At 69.6% G+C, this 19566-nt stretch carries 9 protein-coding genes; 6 read left to right on the top strand and 3 right to left on the bottom strand.

Features of this window, described 5'->3' with window-relative positions; genetic code table 11:
- Positions 1–7 precede the first annotated feature (7 nt).
- From BCF44_RS08110 to BCF44_RS08100, 3 genes are read left to right on the top strand one after another with little or no spacing between them, the layout of a single operon-like run.
- Positions 8–880, top strand: a complete 873-nt coding sequence (locus tag BCF44_RS08110) for an NAD(P)-dependent oxidoreductase (RefSeq protein WP_116173486.1) — start codon at positions 8–10, stop codon at positions 878–880.
- A complete protein-coding gene (locus BCF44_RS08105; protein ID WP_116173485.1) occupies positions 877–1380 on the top strand; it encodes a mycothiol transferase in 504 nt (167 codons plus the stop codon). The genes BCF44_RS08110 and BCF44_RS08105 overlap by 4 nt, the downstream gene beginning before the upstream one ends.
- A gap of 29 nt (positions 1381–1409) precedes the next feature.
- The gene (locus BCF44_RS08100) at positions 1410–2225 is read left to right on the top strand and encodes a DUF1206 domain-containing protein (RefSeq protein WP_116173484.1); all 816 of its coding nucleotides are present in this window, start codon (positions 1410–1412) and stop codon (positions 2223–2225) included.
- A gap of 20 nt (positions 2226–2245) precedes the next feature.
- On the opposite strand, the gene BCF44_RS08095 is transcribed toward BCF44_RS08100, so the two are convergent.
- Together BCF44_RS08095 and ku are read right to left on the bottom strand one after the other, a co-directional pair.
- Entirely contained in the window at positions 2246–2461 is a 216-nt protein-coding gene (locus BCF44_RS08095) for a hypothetical protein (protein ID WP_116173483.1), read from the bottom strand.
- A 127-nt stretch (positions 2462–2588) separates the two neighbouring features.
- Complete coding sequence (gene ku, locus BCF44_RS08090; protein ID WP_116173617.1) at positions 2589–3458, bottom strand: non-homologous end joining protein Ku; 870 nt, start codon at positions 3456–3458, stop codon at positions 2589–2591.
- Positions 3459–3574: 116 nt separating this feature from the next.
- Here ku and BCF44_RS08085 point away from each other — a divergent pair, with 116 nt between their 5' ends.
- Positions 3575–4942, top strand: coding sequence for an NADP-dependent succinic semialdehyde dehydrogenase (locus BCF44_RS08085; protein ID WP_116173482.1), 1368 nt, complete (start codon positions 3575–3577; stop codon positions 4940–4942).
- A 37-nt stretch (positions 4943–4979) separates the two neighbouring features.
- Here the strand turns inward: BCF44_RS08085 and BCF44_RS08080 are convergent, their stop codons facing one another.
- Positions 4980–6911: a discoidin domain-containing protein gene (locus BCF44_RS08080; RefSeq protein ID WP_116173481.1), complete on the bottom strand. Its 1932-nt coding sequence runs from the start codon at positions 6909–6911 to the stop codon at positions 4980–4982.
- Between the two features lie 265 nt (positions 6912–7176).
- On the opposite strand from BCF44_RS08080, the gene BCF44_RS08075 reads away from it, so the two are divergent.
- Both BCF44_RS08075 and BCF44_RS08070 read left to right on the top strand, forming a co-directional pair.
- Positions 7177–13809, top strand: coding sequence for a LamG domain-containing protein (locus tag BCF44_RS08075; protein ID WP_147328430.1), 6633 nt, complete (start codon positions 7177–7179; stop codon positions 13807–13809).
- Positions 13806–19517: an RHS repeat-associated core domain-containing protein gene (locus BCF44_RS08070; RefSeq protein ID WP_116173479.1), complete on the top strand. Its 5712-nt coding sequence runs from the start codon at positions 13806–13808 to the stop codon at positions 19515–19517. Before BCF44_RS08075 ends, BCF44_RS08070 begins: the two co-directional genes overlap by 4 nt.
- Positions 19518–19566 lie beyond the last annotated feature (49 nt).

Raw genomic sequence — 19566 nt, 5'->3', positions numbered from 1 at the left:
TCTGGTCGTGACGAAGGCAGTGACGCTGCTCGGGACCGGGCTGATGGGGGTCGGCATGGCCCACAGCCTGATCCGGGCCGGGCTGGATGTGACGGTGTGGAACCGCAGTCCGGAGAAGGCGCGGCCGCTCGCCGCCGATGGCGCGACCGTCGCACCGGACCCGGAGACCGCCGTGGCCGGCGCCGACGTCGTCGTGACCATGCTCTTCGACGCCGCATCGGTGGCCGGCGTGATGACGTCAGCGATCGGCTCGATGAAGCCCGGCGCCGTGTGGGCGCAGTGCGCCACCGTCGGACTCGACGCCGTGCAAGCGCTTTCCGCGCTGGCCGCCGAGCACGACGTGCCGTTCGTGGACGCCCCGGTGCTCGGTACCCGGCAGCCCGCCGAGGAGGGCAAGCTGATCGTCCTCGCCGGCGGCGACCGGTCGCTGGAGCCGGCCGTCGCGCCCGTCTTCGACGCCATCGGACTGCGCACGCTCTGGGTCGGGCCGCACCCCGGCGACGGCCACCGGCTCAAGCTCGCCGCCAACTCCTGGGTGCTGTCGCTGACCGCCGGCACCGCGCAGGCGCTGGCCCTCACCCGCAACCTCGGGCTCGATCCGCAGCTGTTCCTGGACCTCATCGCCGGCGGCGGGCTGGACAACGGCTACGCCCAGGCCAAGGGCCGCGCAATGCTCGCCGGCGAGTTCCCCGCCGCGTTCAGCCTCGACGGCGCCGTCAAGGATGCGGGCTTGATCGCAAACGCGCTGCGCGCCGCCGGCGCGGATGACAGGCTGATGACCGCGCTGCACGAGCAGTACAGCGCCGCCGCGGCCGCCGGGCACGGCGACAGCGACATGTCCGCCGTGTTCATGGCGCACGGCGAGAAGGGGGCACAGTGAACATCGCCGAGCTGCTCACCGACGGCTTCGGTCGGGTGCAGGAGGTCGTGCACGAGGTCGTGGACGGGCTGTCCGCCGACCAGCTGGCCTGGCGGGCCGCCGAGGACGCCAACTCCATCGCGTGGCTCGTCTGGCACCTCACCCGCGTGCAGGACTCGCACATCGCCGAGGTCGCCGACACCGAACAGGCCTGGACCGCCGACGGCTGGGCCGACCGCTTCGCGCTGCCCTTCTCGCCCGACGCCACCGGCTACGGCCAGGACCCCGCCGACGTCGCCGGCGTGGTCGTCGGCTCCGACCTGCTCGCCGGCTACTACGACGCCGTGCACGAGCGCACCGTCGCGTACCTGGCCAAGCTCACCGACCCCGACCTGGACCGCATCGTCGACACCAACTGGACCCCGCACGTCACCCTCGGTGTGCGCCTGGTCAGCGTCCTCGACGACGACATCCAGCACGCCGGCCAGGCCGCCTTCGTGCGGGGCATCCTGCCCGTGTGAACTGCGCTGGTCCGGGGAATTCCCCGGGCATGAGCAGAGCGGAGCAGGAGGCGCGGCGCGCCGAGACGAGCCGGCCGATGCAGGTTCTCGGCCGGCTCGGCATGAGTGGATACGGCGTCGTGCACCTGCTGATCGCCTGGCTGGCCGTGCAGACCGCGTTCGGCGGCGGCGGGGAGGCCGACCAGAAGGGCGCGGTGTCCACGCTCGCGGCCCAGCCGTTCGGGGCGGTGCTGTTATGGATCCTGGCGGTCGCGCTGGTCGGATTCGGGCTGTGGCAGCTGCTGGCGGCGGCGGTCGGCTACCGCTGGATGCAGGACGAGAAGCAGCGGCTACGCCGTCGGCTCGGGGTGGCGGGCCGCGGCGTGGTGGTGCTGGCGATCGCCGCGTACGCGATCAAGCTGACCGTGGGCGGCGGAGGCAGCTCCGGCAACCAGTCCGAGCAGGACGCCACCGCCAAGCTGCTTCAGCTGCCGGCCGGTCAGGCCCTGGTGATCGCGGCGGGGGTGGCGATCTGCGTGGCGGCCGGCGTGCTGGGGTATCGCGGGGTGTCGCGGAAGTTCCTGGAGGACCTGAACGTGGGATTACTCCCGCCTGGTGCACGTAAGGCGGTCCTCGTGTCCGGCATCGTCGGCTACGTGACCAAAGGCGTGGCGTACATGATCATCGGTGTGCTCACGGTGGTCGCGGCCGCCACCGCGGATCCGCACAGGACCGGCGGCCTGGACAAGGCGCTGCACACGGTGGCCGGCCAGCCGTTCGGGCCGGCACTGCTCACGGCGGTCGCGGTCGGCTTCGCTGCGTTCGGCGTGTTCTGCTTCGGCGACGCCCGCTGCCGGCGGATGTGAGTGATCAGGCTTACCCAGAATTAGGCGACATTGTCGTGCTGAGTGAGGATCTCCTCGTCCAGCACGGACACGCAGTCACAGCCGCCGTCGACGGCCGAGCAGTCCACGACCGCCAGGTGCCGCGAGGAGTCGAGGTCCTCGCACATCAGCTCGGTGCACTCGGTGAACTCGGTCGTGTGCACGATCAGCGTGCCGTGGCAGTGGTCCAGACCCCGAGTGCAGTTCACGCACTCCATCGTTGCGCCCTCCGTGCGATTGACTCTCACGGAGTTCCTTGCTACCACCGCGAGGCCGCAGAGTCTCGCACAACCGCCCGGCGTGTCGCGGCAGGGGTGGCTGCCGCTGGGAACGATCTTGGGTGTATTAGGCGCTCTTGGTCGGGCGGCGCTTCGCCGGTGGCTTCTTCTCCGCCGCCTTGGCCGCGGCGGGCTTGCGGGACGACTTGGCCGGGGTCTTCGACCGGCTGGCCGCGTTCACGCTGGCCTGGAGCGCGCTGATCAGGTCCACCACCTCGGCCGTCTGCTCGACGCCCGGCGGCGTGGTGACCTCCTCGCCCTCGATCTTGGCGTCGATCAGGTTCTCCAGCGCCTGCCGGTAGCTGTCCTGGTAGCGGTCCGGCTCGAACACCGGCTCGGCCAGCGAGTCGATCAGCTGGCCCGCCATGGTCAGCTCCTGCTCCCGCACCTGCGGCGCGTCCTGTTGCAGGAACGAGAAGTCCGGCGTGCGGACCTCGTCCGGCCACAGCATCGTCGACATCGTCAGCACGTCGTTGTGCACGCGCAGCACCGCCAGCACCTCGCGCTGGCGCAGCGCCACCTTGGCGATCGCCACGTGCCCCGACTTGTGCAGCGCGTCCCGCAGCAGCACGTACGGCTTGACCGCGGACTTCTGCGGCTCCAGGTAGTAGGCCTTGTCGAAGAAGATCGGGTCGATCGCCGCCAGCGGCACGAACTCCAGCACCTCGATCGTCTTCTGCGTGGGCAGCGGCAGGCTCTGGAGCTCGGCGTCGGTGATCACCACCATCCGGCCGTCCTCGATCTCGTAGCCCTTGGCGATCTCCGCGTAGGGCACCTCGACGTCCTCCACCGAGCAGTACCGCCTGTACTGGATCCGGCCGCCGTCGCTCTCGTGCACCTGGCGCAGCGAGACGCCCTTGTTCTCGGTCGCCGCGTACAGGTTGATCGGGATGGCGACCAGACCGAAGGCCACCGTCCCCTTCCACATCGCCCGCATCAGGCCCACCTCCCGCCGCTGACCAGGGCTGACGTTCCCCCCACCATGGTGAGCGAGATCGGACGGAAGCGCCAGGCGTGAGCGTTTGGCGGGGGTGTGCCCGGGCACCCGATGGCATGGCCATCGCAACGGTGAACCCCGCCACCGGGGAGACGGAACGCACCTTCGAACCGCACACCGACGCCGAGGTCGAGCACCGGATCGCGAACGCCAGTGCGGGCTTCGAGGAGCTGTCCCGGACGACGTTCGCCGACCGCGCCGGCTGGCTCCGGAAGGCCGCGGATCTGCTCGAAGCCGGCGACATAGCCCGGACCATGACGACCGAGATGGGCAAGACGCTCGCCGCGGCGCAGGCGGAGGCGGGGAAGTGCGCGAAGGCGATGCGGTTCTACGCCGAGCACGCTTCGGAGTACCTCGCCGATGTGCCGGCGGATGCCGCGGCGGTGGGAGCGGAGCGGGCGTACGTGCGGTATCAGCCGCTGGGGGTGGTGCTCGCGGTGATGCCCTGGAACTTTCCGCTGTGGCAGGTCGTGCGGTTCGCCGCGCCGGCGCTGATGGCGGGGAACGCGGGCCTGCTCAAGCACGCTTCGAACGTGCCGCAGACGGCGTTGTACCTGGGGGAGTTGTTCCTGCGCGCCGGTTTTCCGTCGGGTGCGTTGCAGACGTTGCTGATCGGGTCGGATCGGGTGGCTGGTGTCGTTCGGGATGACCGGGTGCGGGCGGCGACGCTCACCGGGAGCGAGGCGGCGGGGCGGTCGCTGGCGTCCGTTGCCGGCGAGAGTCTGAAGAAGACGGTGCTGGAGCTGGGGGGATCCGACGCCTTCGTGGTGATGCCCAGCGCCGATGTGGCCCGTGCGGCCGAGGTCGCCGCGGTGGCGCGGTGCCAGAACAACGGGCAGAGCTGCATCGCGGCCAAGCGGTTCATCGTGCATGCCGGGGTGTACGAGGAGTTCGCGGCGGAGTTCGTGAAGGCGATGTCGCAGTTGAGTGTCGGTGATCCGATGCTGGAGTCGACGGATGTCGGGCCGTTGGCGACGGAGCAGGGCCGGGCCGATGTGGTGGAGTTGGTGGGGGACGCGGTTTCCTCCGGCGCCGAGGTGCTTGTGGGCGGGGAGGTTCCGGAGGGGGACGGGTGGTGGTATCCGCCGACGGTGGTCTCGGGTGTTCGCGAGGGCATGCGGATGTATCGCGAGGAGGTGTTCGGGCCGGTCGCCGCTTTGTACAAAGTGGACGGTTACGGGGAGGCGGTGGAGCTGGCCAACGCCACGGCGTTCGGGCTCGGGGCGTGTGCGTGGACGTCCGACGCCGAGGAAGGTGATCGCTTCGCCCGGGACCTTGAGGCGGGTCTGGTGTTCGTGAACGGGATGGTGGCGTCGTACCCGGAGCTGCCGTTCGGTGGCGTGAAGAACTCGGGGTACGGGCGGGAGCTGTCGGACCTGGGGATCAAGGAGTTCTGCAACGCCAAGGCGGTGTGGATGGGGTGAGGTGCCACCGGCCCGCGGCCGGGCCGGTGGCCGGGAGTCACGCGTACACCTGGAACTCCGACACCTGGCCGGCGGGCCAGCCGGTGTTGGCGGTGAACGTCAAGCGCAGGTACCGGCGGCTGCCGGCGGGGACGGGGATGGTGACGGTGTTGCCGGTGTTGGGGTCGAAGGTGTAGCCGGCCGAGCCGACGAGCGGGGTGAAGGTGGTGCCGTCGGTGGAGGCGGAAACGGACAGGGTCTGGGTACGGGCGCCCCACGCGGCCAGCGGAGGCAGGGTGAGCACGAGGCGGCTGGCCGGCGTCGAGGCGCCGAGGTCGACCTGGAGCCACTGGGGGAAGGCGTTGTTGGCGCTTTCCCAGTAGCTGCCGGTGTTGCCGTCGACGGCATTGCCGCAGGCGTAGACCTGGGTGTGGCTGGACTCGGCGGTGGGGCGGTTCAGCGCGAGGTTGCCACCGGAATCGGTCGTGACGGAGGCGGCCGCCGAGGCAGGGGAGGAATTGCCGGCGGCATCCTGGGCGGTGACGGTGAAACTGTACGAGGTCGCGGGGGTCAAACCGGTGGCGGTGAACGAAGTCGTCGCCGACGAACCGACCTGGCCGCCGTTGGCGAAGATGCGGTAGCCGGTGACGCCGACGTTGTCGGTGGCGGCGGTCCAGGACAGGCCGACAGTGGTGGCGGTGTGCGAGGTGACGGTCAGTCCACTGGGGACGGATGGGGCCTGGGTGTCGCCGGAGCCGACGACCGGCGGTGTCGGACGGGTTGCGGTCAAAGGGATCTGGCCCTTGAGCATGCGGCCGCCGTCGGCGGTGAGGCGCAGGTAGTAGTCGGACGAGCAGGGAGTGCCGTCCTCGTCCAGGGCGAGCATGCCGGAATTGGTGGGCAGCATGGACGAGTTCTCGGCAGACTTGGCGATCTGGTTGCCCTCGCCGAACTCGTCGAACATGGAGATGTAGATGCCCTGGGCGCCGACCCGGACCATGTTGTAGAACTGCCGCCACATGAAATCGCCGTGGGCGCGTTGGCGGGCATGGACCTCGCCGGGTAGCACGCACGGCTGGTAGTCGATGCCATGGCTGTTGCAGTCGGCCTGATCGCCGATGTTGATGGTGTTGTAGATGTTGTCGGAGCCGTTGGCGTCGCTGATGGCGCCGACCATCCACGGCGAGATCATGTTGAAGGCATGGTAGGTGTCGAGGAAACCGGTACGGGTGCCGGCGCCGCCGACACGCCACTCGCGAGGCACGCCGCCCATCACGTAACAGCCCTGGCCCTTGAACCAGTTGATCACGTCCAGGCACGTGCCGGCGTCCCACGGGTGATTGCCGTCGCTGAAGCCGAAACCCCAGATGCCGACGACGGGTTTCCCGTTCTGACGGGCATACGCCGACGACGCGGCGTGGCCGGACATCTTGTTCGTCCAGTCGGCCTTGATCTCCGACTGCATGGTCGTCCACCCCGAGACGTCGTACATGATGTAGAACTTCACGCCGTGGCTCTCGGCCGACGACCGCACGCGGGCGGCCACCGCGTCGCGAGTGGCGCCCTCGCCGCCGTTGGGGTTGAACCGTTGCAGGGCGGCGGTGTCGCAGCCGTACTGGCGCATCCACGCGAAATGCGTGTCGACGGTCTGCTGGTCGTACGAGGAGAACAGCGTCGCGGGCTGGCCGTTGCCGAGATTCGCGTACGCCGACTGGTAGCCGCGGGCGTACTCGCGCATGTCGGGCCAGACGTTGATCCAGTTGTTGGTGGGCGTCGGCGGCTGGCCCCAGTCGTTGCTCCAGTGCCACCAGGCGTTGATCGGCGCGCCGTCGCCGACGCAGGCGAACCAGCCCTGATAGCCCACGGTGATCTTGCCGACCACGTCGCCGACCGGGCTGGCGGCCTGCGCCTCGACGGCCGGCAGGGCCAGCCAGGGCAGGGCGGTCGCCGCGGCGGCGGAGCCCAGGAACCTCCTGCGGGAGATTGTCACGGTGTGTTCCTCTCGTCCGTCATTGCACGAGATGGGCAGGGACCTCGACTGTAGGCAGCTCGACATCTGAGAGCAATATCTGCATTGATATTCGCAAACTTGCAATCGAAGTACGCAATTCATCGAACGTCTCGACGGGCGGGAACCGCCGTCGGAACGTCCCTCACCTGCGCATTCAAGGTTTCTGCAAGGCCGGTGGGAGCTCGCCGTGCCAGCCTCCGCCCGGGTTTTTGGGGATTCGAGAGGTTCAGGGGGCTTGGCAGTGATGCGTGAATCCGTCCCGAGACACGGCCTGAGATGGCTGGTGGTGGCCGTGGTGCTCGCCATCGTGGCGACGATGGCGGTGGCGCTGCAAACCGGCGTGCTGTTCCCGCCGGTGGCGTCCGACTTCCATCCGATCGCCGAGACCGCGGACCCGGCGGCCGCGTTCGCCGCGGCGAAGCGGCAGAACCGGCCCGTGGTCGTCACGTCGTTGGGCACGCCGACCCGCAAGGTCTCGGCGCGGCCGGACGGCAGCCTGACGGCGGAGCTGTCCACGGTGCCGATGCAGGTGCAGCGCGGCCAGAGCTGGGTGCCGGTGGACACCGAGCTGGCGCAGAGCGGCAACACGGTGGCGCCGAGGACGGTGTCGACCGACGTCGTGTTCTCCGGGAGCGGGAACACGCCGTTGGTGCGCTTCGGGGCGCCCGGCAAGTCGCTGACGCTCAGCTGGCCGACCCCGCTGCCGAAGCCGACGCTCGACGGGGCCGACGCGACCTACCCGGATGTGCTGCCGGGCGTGGACCTCGTGCTCCAGGCGCAGTCCGACAGCTTCAGCCAGCACCTGATCGTGAAGACGCCGGCGGCGGCCGCGAAGGTGGGGGAGATCCGGCTCGGCCTGACCACCGACGGCCTCACCGTGAAGCCCGGCGACAACGGCGTCGTGCAGGCGCTCGACGCCAAGGGCGAGGTCGTGTTCCAGACGCCGCCGTCGACCATGTGGGACGGCGCGCGGCGGCTCGCGTCGGTGGGGGTGCGGCTGGACAAGGCGTCGCTGACGCTGGTGCCCGACCACTCGATGCTGACGGACCCGCACGCCAGCTACCCCATCGTGATCGACCCCGACTGGCACACCTTCGACCGCAGCGACTGGACCAAGGTGTTCCGGGACTCGCCGGACAGCACCCACTGGTACGGCGGCGGCGACGTCGACACGTGGGCCAAGGTCGGCGACTGCGTCGGCTGGTCCGGCTGCGGCGGGGTGGGCGTGGCCCGCACGTACTGGCAGTTCGACACCAGCTTCCTCAACGGCAAGCGGATCATCAGCACCGAGCTGGACGCGACCATCGTGTACGGCCCGAGCTGCAACACCCGCGACTACGACCTGTACATCGCCGACCGGACCTTCGACGCCGGCACCACCTGGAACAACGCGCCGGGCGGCACCCTCGTCGACACCAGCCCGGGCGACAGCGCCTACACCGGCTGCGGCGGCAACAAGGGCCTGGGCTTCAACGTGGGCCAGTACATCAGCCCCAGCAACTGGTCGGCGTACTACATCCGGGCGCACGACGAGGGCGACAAGTTCGCGTGGCGCAAGCTCGACGCGTCCGCCACGCGGATCATCGTCAACTACAACACCCGGCCGAACCCGCCGGTGGAGATGGCGACCCAGCCGCCGCTGCACATCTGCAAGTGGTGTGGCGGCGAGGCGTACGTGGGCGACGACTCGATCCGGCTCCAGGGCAAGCTGACCGACCCGGACAACGACCAGCTGACCGCCGAGTGGGACGTCTACGGCGGCGCGTCCGAGCACCACGCGGGGCCGACGCTGGCCTCGGGCAGCGTCTTCACCCAGGACGTCGACCTGCGCAACCGCAACGGCCAGAACGTCAGCTGGACGCTGTGGGGCAGCGACGGTCCCGACGGCGGCGACTGGAAGAACGGTCCGGGCCCGTTCATCGTGGACCGGGTCGCCCCCGACCAGCCACCGGTCGTGACGGGCACGCTGTACCAGGCCGACAACCAGTGGCACGGCGGTGTCGGCGTGCCGGGCACGTTCACCTTCGGCGCCAACAAGGTGTCCGATGTGGACCATTACCTGTACGGCTGGAGCGATCCGCCGTCGACCCAGGTGGACGCGGATGCCTTGGGCGGCAACGCGACCGTGAGCATCGCGCCGCCGAAGGACGGGCCGCAGGACCTGTACGTGCAGAGCGTGGACCGGGCCGGCAACCGCAGCCCGTCCACGAAGACGCACATCTACGTCCGTGCCGGCAACGGCCCGCTGGCCCAGTGGTCGTTCGAGGGCAACGCCAACGACACCGCGTACCTGGGCAGCCGCAACGGAACTCTCGCCGGCGGCGCGACCTATGCGCCGGGGGCGGTGGGTTCCGCGCTGACCCTGGACGGTTCGGGCTACATGACCGCCGGGAACACCGTCCGCACCGACGCCAGCTTCAGCGTCTCGGCCTGGGCGAAGATCACCAACCCGGCCGGGGCGCAGGCGATCGTCAGCCAGGACGGGGACAAGTTCGCCGGCTTCGATCTCTGGTACCGGCCGGACAACGGCGGGCACTGGGTGTTCGGCGTCTACAACCCGGTCGGCACGGACATGGCCGTCTCCGCGAACACGGCGCAACTGGGCCAGTGGACGCAGCTGACCGCCGTCTACGACGCCCCGAGCAAGCAGCTCAGGCTGTACGTCAACGGTGTGCTGTCGGCGACCGTGCCGCGCACCCAGGTGGTGCCGTACGTCGCCGGCCCGCTGCGGGTCGGCCGGACGCTGTGGGACTCCGATCCCAACCGCGACTACGTCATCGGCGCGGTCGACGAGGTCAAGGTGTACGACCGGAGCCTGACCGCCAGCGAGATCAGCGCGGCGGTCAGCCGGGACAACGTCCAGGTCGGCTACTGGAAGCTGGACGAGACCAGCGGCAGCACCGCCGCCAACAGCGTGCCGGGCGGCAGCGCGGGCGTGTTGCAGGCCGGCGCGCACTTCATCGCCAAGGGCGCCGTGAACGGCGCGGTGCAGTTGGACAACAACGAGGACTACGTGTCCACCGGCTCGCCGGTGGTGCGCACGGACCAGAGCTACACCGTGTCCGCGTGGGCGAAGCTCGACACCGTCGCCCCCAACACCGCCGTGACCGTGGTGTCCCAGACCGGCGCGGTGAACAGCGCGTTCTTCCTCGACTACCGCAACGATCCCAACGGCGCGAAGTGGGAGTTCTACACCACCTCGGCGGACTCGGTGACCCGGGCCAGCGACTCGATCGTGCAGGGGCCGACCGGCGCGAAGACCGGTGAATGGACCCAGCTGACCGCCGTCTACGACGCGCCGAACAAGCAGATCCGGCTGTACGTCAACGGTGTGCTGGCCGGCACGGCCGCGCAGACCGGCGCGTTCAACGCGACCGGGCCGATGCTGTTCGGGCGGGGCCTGTGGCAGGGCACGATGACCAACAACTGGCACGGCGCGATCGACGACGTGCGGGCCTACAGCCGGGTGCTGTCGGACGAGGAGATCCGCGGCATCGTCAGCCAGGCCAGCGTGACCCAGGGCAACTGGAAGCTGGACGGCAACCTCAAGGACGCCTCGACGAAGGGCGCGGACGGCACGGCCGTCGGCGCGGTCGACTACACCGGCGGCCAGTCGTCGATGCCGGACCCGAACGACCTCGCGGTGCGGCTGGACGGCAAGACCTCGGCAGTCAGCCTGCCGCACGTGGTCGACGTCGACCGCAGCTTCTCGGTGGCGGCGTGGGCCAGGGTGGACAGCGTGTCCAGTCTAGCCACGGTCGTGTCCGAGGACGGCACGCAGGACAGCGCGTTCAAGCTGCGGGCCCGGTCCGACGGCCGCTGGGGCTTCGTGATGTTCGCCCAGGACGCCCCGGACGACGGCACCCAGCGCGACGAGGTCGTCGGTGGGTCCGTCCAGGTCGGGCAGTGGACGCACCTGGTCGCCGTGTACGACTCCAGCGCGCACCAGTCGCAGCTGTACGTCAACGGCGCGCTGGTCGGCTCGGTCGCGCACACCCAGACCTGGAACGCGACCGGCGGCTTGCAGATCGGCCGCGCGAAGTGGGCCGGCGCGCCGGTGGAGTACCTCGCGGGCTCCATCGACGACGTCTCGGTGTACTCGCGGGCGCTGTTCGCCACGGAGATCCAGACCATGGCCGGGCGTGACCTCACGCTCGTGCACAACTACCCGCTGGACGAGTCCAGCGGCCACAACGCCGCCGACGCGGTCGGCGCGCGGGGGGCGACCCTGACCGGCGGTGCGAGCTTCACACCGGGCCGGGTCGGCAACGCCGGCACGTTCGACGGCACCACCGGTTACGCCGCCACCACGGGCGTGGATCTCCGGCTGGACCAGGCGTTCACCGTGTCGGCGTGGGTTCTGTTGCAGAGCAAGGACTGCGACTTGACCAAGGTGTCGGCCTGCAAGGTCGACGCGGTCACCGTGGACGGCGACCACTCCAGCAAGTTCCGGCTGGGGCACGTCATCGACGCCGACAACAACCAGCTCGGCGCGTGGACGTTCGAGATGCCGGAATCCGACGCGGACAACGCCGTCGTGACGAAGGCGGCGGTGTCGACGGAGATGTCCGACCTGAACGCCTGGACGCACCTGGTCGGCGTGTACGACCCGACGACCAAGAAGGTCTGGCTCTACGTCAACGGAACCCGCGTCGGCGACGGCACGCTGAACTCGCCGTGGCAGCCGTCCGGCGGCCTGGTCATCGGTCGCGGCAAGACGAACAGAGACAACGCCGAGTTCTGGCCCGGCAGCGTGGACGACGTCCGGCTCTACACCGGTCAGCTGGACAAGGACAAGGTCAGCGCGCTGTACCACTCGTACCCGGCGATGACTGCCTCGGCGCTGCCCAAGGCCGACGCCGCGCAGTGGACGTACGACGAGAACACCGGCACCACGGCGAAGGACAGCACCGGGCGGGGCATGGACCTCACCCTGACCAACGCGTCGTGGATCGGCGGCCGCAACACCTACGCAGTCGACTTCAACGGCACCACCGCGTACGGGCAGACCGCCGGCCCGGTCGTGGACACCGGCCACAGCTTCTCGCTGGCGACCTGGGTCTACCTGCTCAAGGCCGGCACGGACAACCAGACCGTGCTGGCCCAGGACGGCAACCGGATCAGCCCCTTCTCGCTGGCCTACAACGGGCCCAGCGGCAAGTGGTCGGTGATCATGCCGACCGTCGACCAGGACAACCCGGGCTCGGCGGTGACCATCCTGAACTCCACCGAGCCGGCCAACACCGGCGAGTGGACGCACCTGGCCATGTCCTACGACGCGAACCTGCACCAGGTTCGGTTGTACGTCAACGGATTGCTGTCCGGGGCGCAGGTCGGCGTCACCGTGCTGCCGGCGGGCGGGCCGATGACCGTCGGCCGCGTCAAGTGGAACGGCAACGCCTCGGCGCTGCTGAACGGCGTCGTGGACGACACCCGCGTGTACGCCAAGGCCATCTCCGACGGCGAGGCGCGCAAGATCCACGACGACATCTACGACGCCGACCTGGGCTACTACCGGTTCGACGAGGGCAGCGCCAAGGACTCCACCTGGCGCAAGTACGACGGCACGCTCGCGGGCACGACGAGCTTCGTGGCCGATGCGGGCGTGGGCAAGGCATTGCAGCTGGACGGCAAGACCGGCGTGATGACCACGCCGTCGGGGCTGCCGATGCACGACAGCTTCACCGTGTCGGCGTGGGCGAAGCTGGCCCGCGACGACCAGGACGCCACCATCCTGAGTCAGGACGGCGCCCGCAACAGCGGCTACCACCTCCAGTACCGGGCCGACATCAAGCGCTGGGCCTTCGGTGCGTCCACTTCGGACACCGACGGCGCGCCGCTGGTGTACGCCGCGTCGGCGAACCCGGCCGCGGTCAACCAGTGGACCAGTGTGGCCGGCGTGTACGACTACCCGGCGCGGCAGCTCCGGCTCTACGTCGACGGCCAACTGGCCGGCACCCGTGACAACGTCGTGCTGTGGAAGGCGACCGGCAAACTGGTCGTCGGCCGGGACCTGGCCAACGGACAGCCGGCGGCCTTCTTCCCCGGCGCGGTCGACGAGGTTCGGGTCGGCGAGGGTGTCGTTCCGGACAACACCGTGCAGGACCGTGGAAGTTGGGGCGCGCCGGTCAAGGGTGAGCTCGGCAGCTTCGTCAACGGGGCCGGCGACCACTACACCGGCATGACCGACACCGTCCGGCCCGGCTACCACCTCGAGGCGGCCCTGGGCCTGCCCGCGGCCGCCGGCGACAACACCCGGATGCTGTACGCCTGCACGGACGGCGCGGATTCCTTCACGTCCAAACAGGACGACTGCGAGGGCAAGACGAAGATGGGCCAGGTCGGCCTGGTCTTCACCGCGCAGCCGAACAACATCCCGACCGTGCCGATCTACCGCTGCAACGCCGGGACCGACCACTTCGATTCGCGCGACGCCACCTGCGGCGGCAAGACGGTCGAGTCCACGCTCGGCTACACCGTCGGTTACGCGGAGCTCAACCGCTACGTCGATGCCGGCTACGACCACATCACGACCATCGACGGCGCGCCGCCGGGCTACCGCACGGACGCCTGGCAGGGCTACACGTCGCTGGTCAGCGGTGCTGGTCTGCAGCCGCTCATGCTGTGCCGCAACGGTTCCGACTCCTTCGACTCGAACGACACCGGCTGCGAGGGCAAGACCGTCGTCGCCGCCCAGGGCTACGTGTCGACCCAGGCTCCCGCTGACGCCGCGAGCAGCGTGCCGCTGACCCGGTGCACCGTGCCGCCGGCGGACAGCATGGTGTCGGTCGCGCCCACCTGTGAGGGCGTCGCCGTGGACAAGCCGCTCGGCTACGCCCCGGTCACCGCGCCGACGGGTGGTGTCTTCGAGTCATGACCAGCAAAGAGGCCATCGTGCGCAGAACCAGACGTGCCATCGCCGGCGTGCTGCCCGCGGTGCTCGTGACCACCGCGCTCACCCTGCTCACGCCGACCGCGGCGTGGGCGGGGGAGCCCTCCGTGCCGCTCCAGAACACGCCGTCCACCCCGGTCAGCCAGCAGCAGATGGGCACCCGCCCGGCCGACCAGGCCAGCGGCAGCGAGCTGCACGGCGACCAGCCCGCCAGCACCGACACGAAGGACGGCGGCGGCACCGACAAGGCCACGCCGCTGTCCCCGTCCGCGTCCTGGAACGTCTCGGCGCAGACCGGCGACTTCAGCTGGTCATACCCCCTCCGGGTACCGCCGTCGGCCGGCAAGCTCGACCCCAAGCTGGCCATCAGCTACGCGTCGTCCGGTGTGGACGGTCGGACCAGCGCCACCAACAACCAGGCGTCGTGGATCGGCGACGGTTGGGACCTGTCCGTCGGCTTCATCGAACGCAGCTACATCCCGTGCAGCGACGACAGCACGCCGGTCAAGGTCGGCGACATGTGCTGGCGCAGCGACAACGCCTTCGCCTCCTACGGCGGCGGGGGCGGGCAGCTCATCCGCGACGACAAGACCGGCGTCTGGAAGAACAAGACCGACGACGGGTCGCGCATCGAGCGGCTGACCGGCGCGAACAACGGCGACAACGACGGCGAGTACTGGCGCGTCACCACCGTCGACGGCACGCAGTACCTGTTCGGCGATCGCTCCGACGCGAAGTCGACGTGGACGGTGCCGGTGTACGGCAACGACGCGGGGGAGCCCTGCCACGGCGGCACCTTCGACGCGTCGCAGTGCACCCAGGCGTGGCGGTGGAACCTGGACAAGGTGATCGACCGGCACGGCAACGTGATCGAGTACGACTACGACACCGAGGCCAACTCCTACGGCGCCGACATGAAGGACAGTCCCGTGTCCTACGTGCGGGGTGGCACGCTGAAGGAGGCCCTGTACGGCCTGCGCGACGGCTCCAATCAGCAGGCGACCGACCGCGTGGAGTTCACCACCGCGGATCGGTGCGTGCCCGGCAGCGACTGCACGCCGTCGAAGAAGGACAACTGGCCGGACGTGCCCTGGGACGACAAGTGCGACGGCTCGACGTGCAAGGACCAGAACGGACCGACCTTCTGGTCGACCAAGCGGCTGTCGCAGGTCACCACCCAGGTGCTGACCGGCTCGACCTACGCCGACGTCGAGTCGTGGTCGCTGGACCAGCAGTTCCCGACCAACGGTGACGGTGAGAAGCCCGCCCTGTGGCTGAAGTCCATCACGCACACCGGCAAGGCCGACGGGCAGCCGGCGATCACCATGCCCTCGGTTCGCTTCGAGGGAACCAAGTTCGCCAACCGGGTGGACAAGGTGGACGGTCTCGGCCCGCTGCTGCGCTACCGGGTCACCGCGGTGGTGTCCGAGACCGGCGGTGTCACGACGATCACCTACGCGCAGCCGGACTGCACGGCCGACAACCTGCCGGCCAAGCCCGAGACCAACACCATGCGCTGCTACCCGGCGAAGTGGCAGAAGAAGGACTTCACCCCGCAGACGGACTACTTCAACAAGTACGTCGTGGCGCAGGTGACGCAGTCGGACATGATCGCCGCCAACACCGAGGACGTCACCGCCTACGACTACCTCGACGGCGCGGCGTGGGCGTACGACACCTCCGAGTTCACCAAGGACGCCGACCGGAACTGGAACGAGTTCCGCGGCTTCGGCCGGGTCCGGATCACCAAGGGCAAGGCCGACGATCTCGCCGGGCCGCAGACCATGACCGAGGAGCGGTTCTACCGCGGCATGGACGGCGACAAGCAGCCGTCCGGCACGCGGTCGGTCAGCGTCACCGACTCCGAGGGCGGCGTCCGCAAGGACGACCTCTGGCTGGCCGGCTTCGAGTACGAGTCGCAGGTGCACAACGGCCCCAGCGAGCAGGTCATGTCCAAGTCGATCATGACGCCGTCGGTGCAGGGGCCGACCTCGACCCGCGGCAGCCTCAAGGCGTACATCGTCAAGCCCGGCGTCACGGTCGACTACACGGCGCTGTCCGCGGGCGGCTGGCGTACCACCCGGACCGAGCAGAGCTACGACGATCTGGGTCAGCTGGTCTCGACCAACGACCTCGGCGACGTCTCCACCCCGGCCGACGACAAGTGCGTCCGCACCACCTACGTCCGCAACACCGACAAGTGGCTGATCGCCTTCGCATCCCAGACCGAGACGGTCTCCGTGGCCTGCACGACCACGCCGAAGTACCCGGACAACGCCGTGTCGGGCGCCCGGAGCTCATACGACGGCAAGGCTTTCGGCGTCGCGCCGACCGCCGGCGACGTGACCACCGCCGAGGTGCTCGACAGCTACCCGGCCTCGGGGGCGGTCTACCTCAAGCAGAGCACGGCGGCGTTCGACGCGATGGGCCGCGTCACCAGCAGCGGTGACGCCCTGGGCAACATCACCACGACCGCGTACACACCGGCCAGCGGTGGTCCGCTGACGCAGACCGTCGTCACGAACCCGTTGAACCAGGCCACGACCACCACCATCGACTCGGCCACCGGGCAGACCACCAAGGTGGTCGACGCCAACAACCGCGTCACCGAGACCGCCTACGACGCGCTCGGCAACAGGACGGAGATCTGGCAGCCCAACCGCTCCCGGACGGCCGGGCAGGGCGGCAACGCCAAGTTCTCCTACGCCTACCACAACGACGCTCCGACCGTGGTCACCACGTCCTCGATCGGCCCCAACGGCCAGTACACCACCGTCAAGGACCTCTACGACGGCCTACTTCGGCTGCGGCAGAAGCAGGTCGACGCGGACGGCGGCCGCCTGATCACCGACACCAAGTACGACTCGCAGGGCCGGCAGGCCAAGCTGACGCAGCCGTACTTCACCGCCTCGTCGGTGGACGACCAGCTGTGGATTGCCGCAGACGTGGACGTCCCGCAGCAGACCGTCAGCCAGTACGACGGCGCGGGACGCAAGACCGCGGAGATCGTCAAGGGCGGCGCCGACGAGCTGCGGCGCACCGTCATGGCCTACGACGGCGACCGCACCACCGTCACCCCGCCAGTGGGCGGCACCGCGACGACCACCATCGTCGACGCCCGCAACCACACCGTGGAACTGGACCAGTACCACGGCCGCGTGCCCACCGGCGACTTCGACGCCACCAAGTACACCTACACGCCTGCGGACAAGGTCGCGACGGCGACCGACCCAGCCGGCAACGTCTGGAAGCGCTCGTACGACCTGCGCGGCAACGAGACCACCGACGTCGACCCGGACAAGGGCACGACGACGATCACCTACACCGCGGCGAACCAGCTCCACACCACCACCGACGCCCGCGGCGTCACGCTCACCTACGACTACGACAAGCTCGGCCGCAAGACCGGCGAGAAGGTCGGGGACGCGGTGCAGGCGCAGTGGACGTACGACACAGCGCCGTTCGGCAAGGGACAGCGCGCGTCGAGCACCCGGTTCGTCAACGGCAACGCCTACACGGCGACGGTGCTGGGCTACAACACCCTGTACAAGTCGATCGGTGTGCAGGTCGCCATTCCCTCCTCGGAGGGCGCGTTGTCGGGTACGTACACGTCGACCGCGAAGTACGACGTGGACGGCAGCGTGTCCGGCGCCGGTTTCGCGGCGATCGGGGACCTGCCGGCGGAGTCGCTGACCTTCGGCTACAACGACCTCGCCGAGCTCACCACGGTTTCCGGCGGCTTCGACGGCAACACCGCCGACTACGTCACCGACACCACCTACACCCGCTACGGCGAGGTCGCCCGCACGCAGCTCGGCGACACCGGCAAGCGCGTGTGGATGTCGAACTACTACGACGACCACACCCGTCGCCTCAACCGGTCCATTGTGGACGCCGAAGTGCCGGCGCCCATGCAGGCCGACACCCACTACAGCTACGACCAGTCCGGCAACATCACGTCCATCGCGGACACCCCGCAGGGCAAGCCGGCCGACGTCCAGTGCTTTGCGCTGGACTACCTCCAGCGCGTCAGCGAGGCCTGGACGCCGTCCGGCGACTGCTCCGCGGCGCCCTCGGCCACGGCGCTGTCCGGACCGGCGCCGTACTGGCAGTCGTTCACGTACGACAAGATGGGCAACCGGCTCACCCAGACCGACCACGCCACGGCCGGCGACACCGTGAGCACCGGCACCTTTGCCAGCACCGGGCACAGCCTCTCCGCACTGGCGACCACTGGCCCGGCCGGTGCCACCGCCAGCCAGTACCTGTACGACGCCAGCGGCAATACCATCACGCGGAAGCTGCCCGGCGGCACGCAGCAGCTGACGTGGGACGTCGAGGGGCGGTTGGCCACGGTCGCCCAGGGCAGCGACAAGACCGATTTCCTCTACGACGCCGACGGCACCCGGCTGATCGAGCACGATGCCAACGGCGCCACGCTGTACTTGCAGGGGCAGGAGCTGCATCTGACCAAGTCGTCCGGGAAGCTGGAGGGCACGCGGTACTACCAGCACGGCGACACCACCGTCGCGATGCGGACGGCGGCCGGCGTGACCTGGCTGTCCGGTGACGCCCAGGGCACCGCGATGGTCGCCATCAATGCCGACACGCTGAAGGTGACGCAGCGCCGGCAGCTGCCGTTCGGCGGGGCGCGTGGAGCCGCGGATTTCCCCGGCGACAAGGGTTTCGTCGGCGGCACCATCGACAAGTCGGTCGGGCTGACCCAGCTTGGCGCCCGTGAGTACGACGCCGCCCTGGGCCGGTTCCTGTCCGTCGACCCGCAGCTGGACCTGTCCGACCCGCAGCAGATGGCCGGCTACACCTACAGCGACGACAACCCCGTCACCAAGATGGACCCGACCGGGGAGCTGTGGAGCTGGCTGAAGAAGGCCACGGACTGGGTCGGCGACCGGGTCTCCGACGTCACCCACTGGGCCGGCGACCGGATCTCCGACGGGTGGAAGTGGGTCGACAAGTACAAGTCGCAGATCGGCGCCGTGGTCTCGGCCGTGTCGCTGCTGGTGCCCGGCGTCGGGTGGGTGGCCGCCGCCACCATGGCGATCGGCATCGGCCTGTCCGGCATCGACTTCGTCGAAGCGGCTAAGAAGGGCGACTACCTCACCGCCGGCATCGACGCCCTGTCGATCATCTCTGGACCGATCGCGCTCGGCATGGGCCGCTTCGCGAAGCAGGCCGCGGCGGACTCGAAGGACCTCATCAACAACAAGATGTTCAGGGCCGGACGGACGGTGAGCCAACACGCCTTCGACTGGGAGACCGACGCGCAGGCGGTCAACTACGGCGCCGCCGCCGGCAGCGGGATGGTGGCGGTGATGTACCCGCCGTCCGACGACGATCCGGAGAGCACGGGCGACAGCTGCGGCCGGCCGACGCCGACCACGCAGGGGCCGTACCCGTGCACACAACAGAAGTTGGCCAACCCGCTCGACAACTCGTGGTGCAACAGCGGCACCGGGGTCTGCGCGTGCTGGGCGGCGCCGCCGCGGGCGTCCACACCGGGCGGCGGGCGAGCGGCGCCGAGCTATTCCCGCCCGAGCTACAACCTCGGGCCGCAGCGGCCCGGCCCGAACCGGCAGACGTACAACAGCCCGGAGGCGATCAGGACCGGCATCTACGAGACCAGCGACGGACTCCTGCACAACCGGAACGGCCACGGCCTGGCCTTCTTCTGACCGATGACCTACTGGCCCCGGCTCCCGCCGGGGCCAGTAGCGTCTCCGA

Origin of the sequence: Kutzneria buriramensis (assembly GCF_003387475.1) — a bacterium.
Classification (GTDB): domain Bacteria; phylum Actinomycetota; class Actinomycetes; order Mycobacteriales; family Pseudonocardiaceae; genus Kutzneria; species Kutzneria buriramensis.
This window is presented reverse-complemented; position numbering and strand designations above follow the sequence as displayed.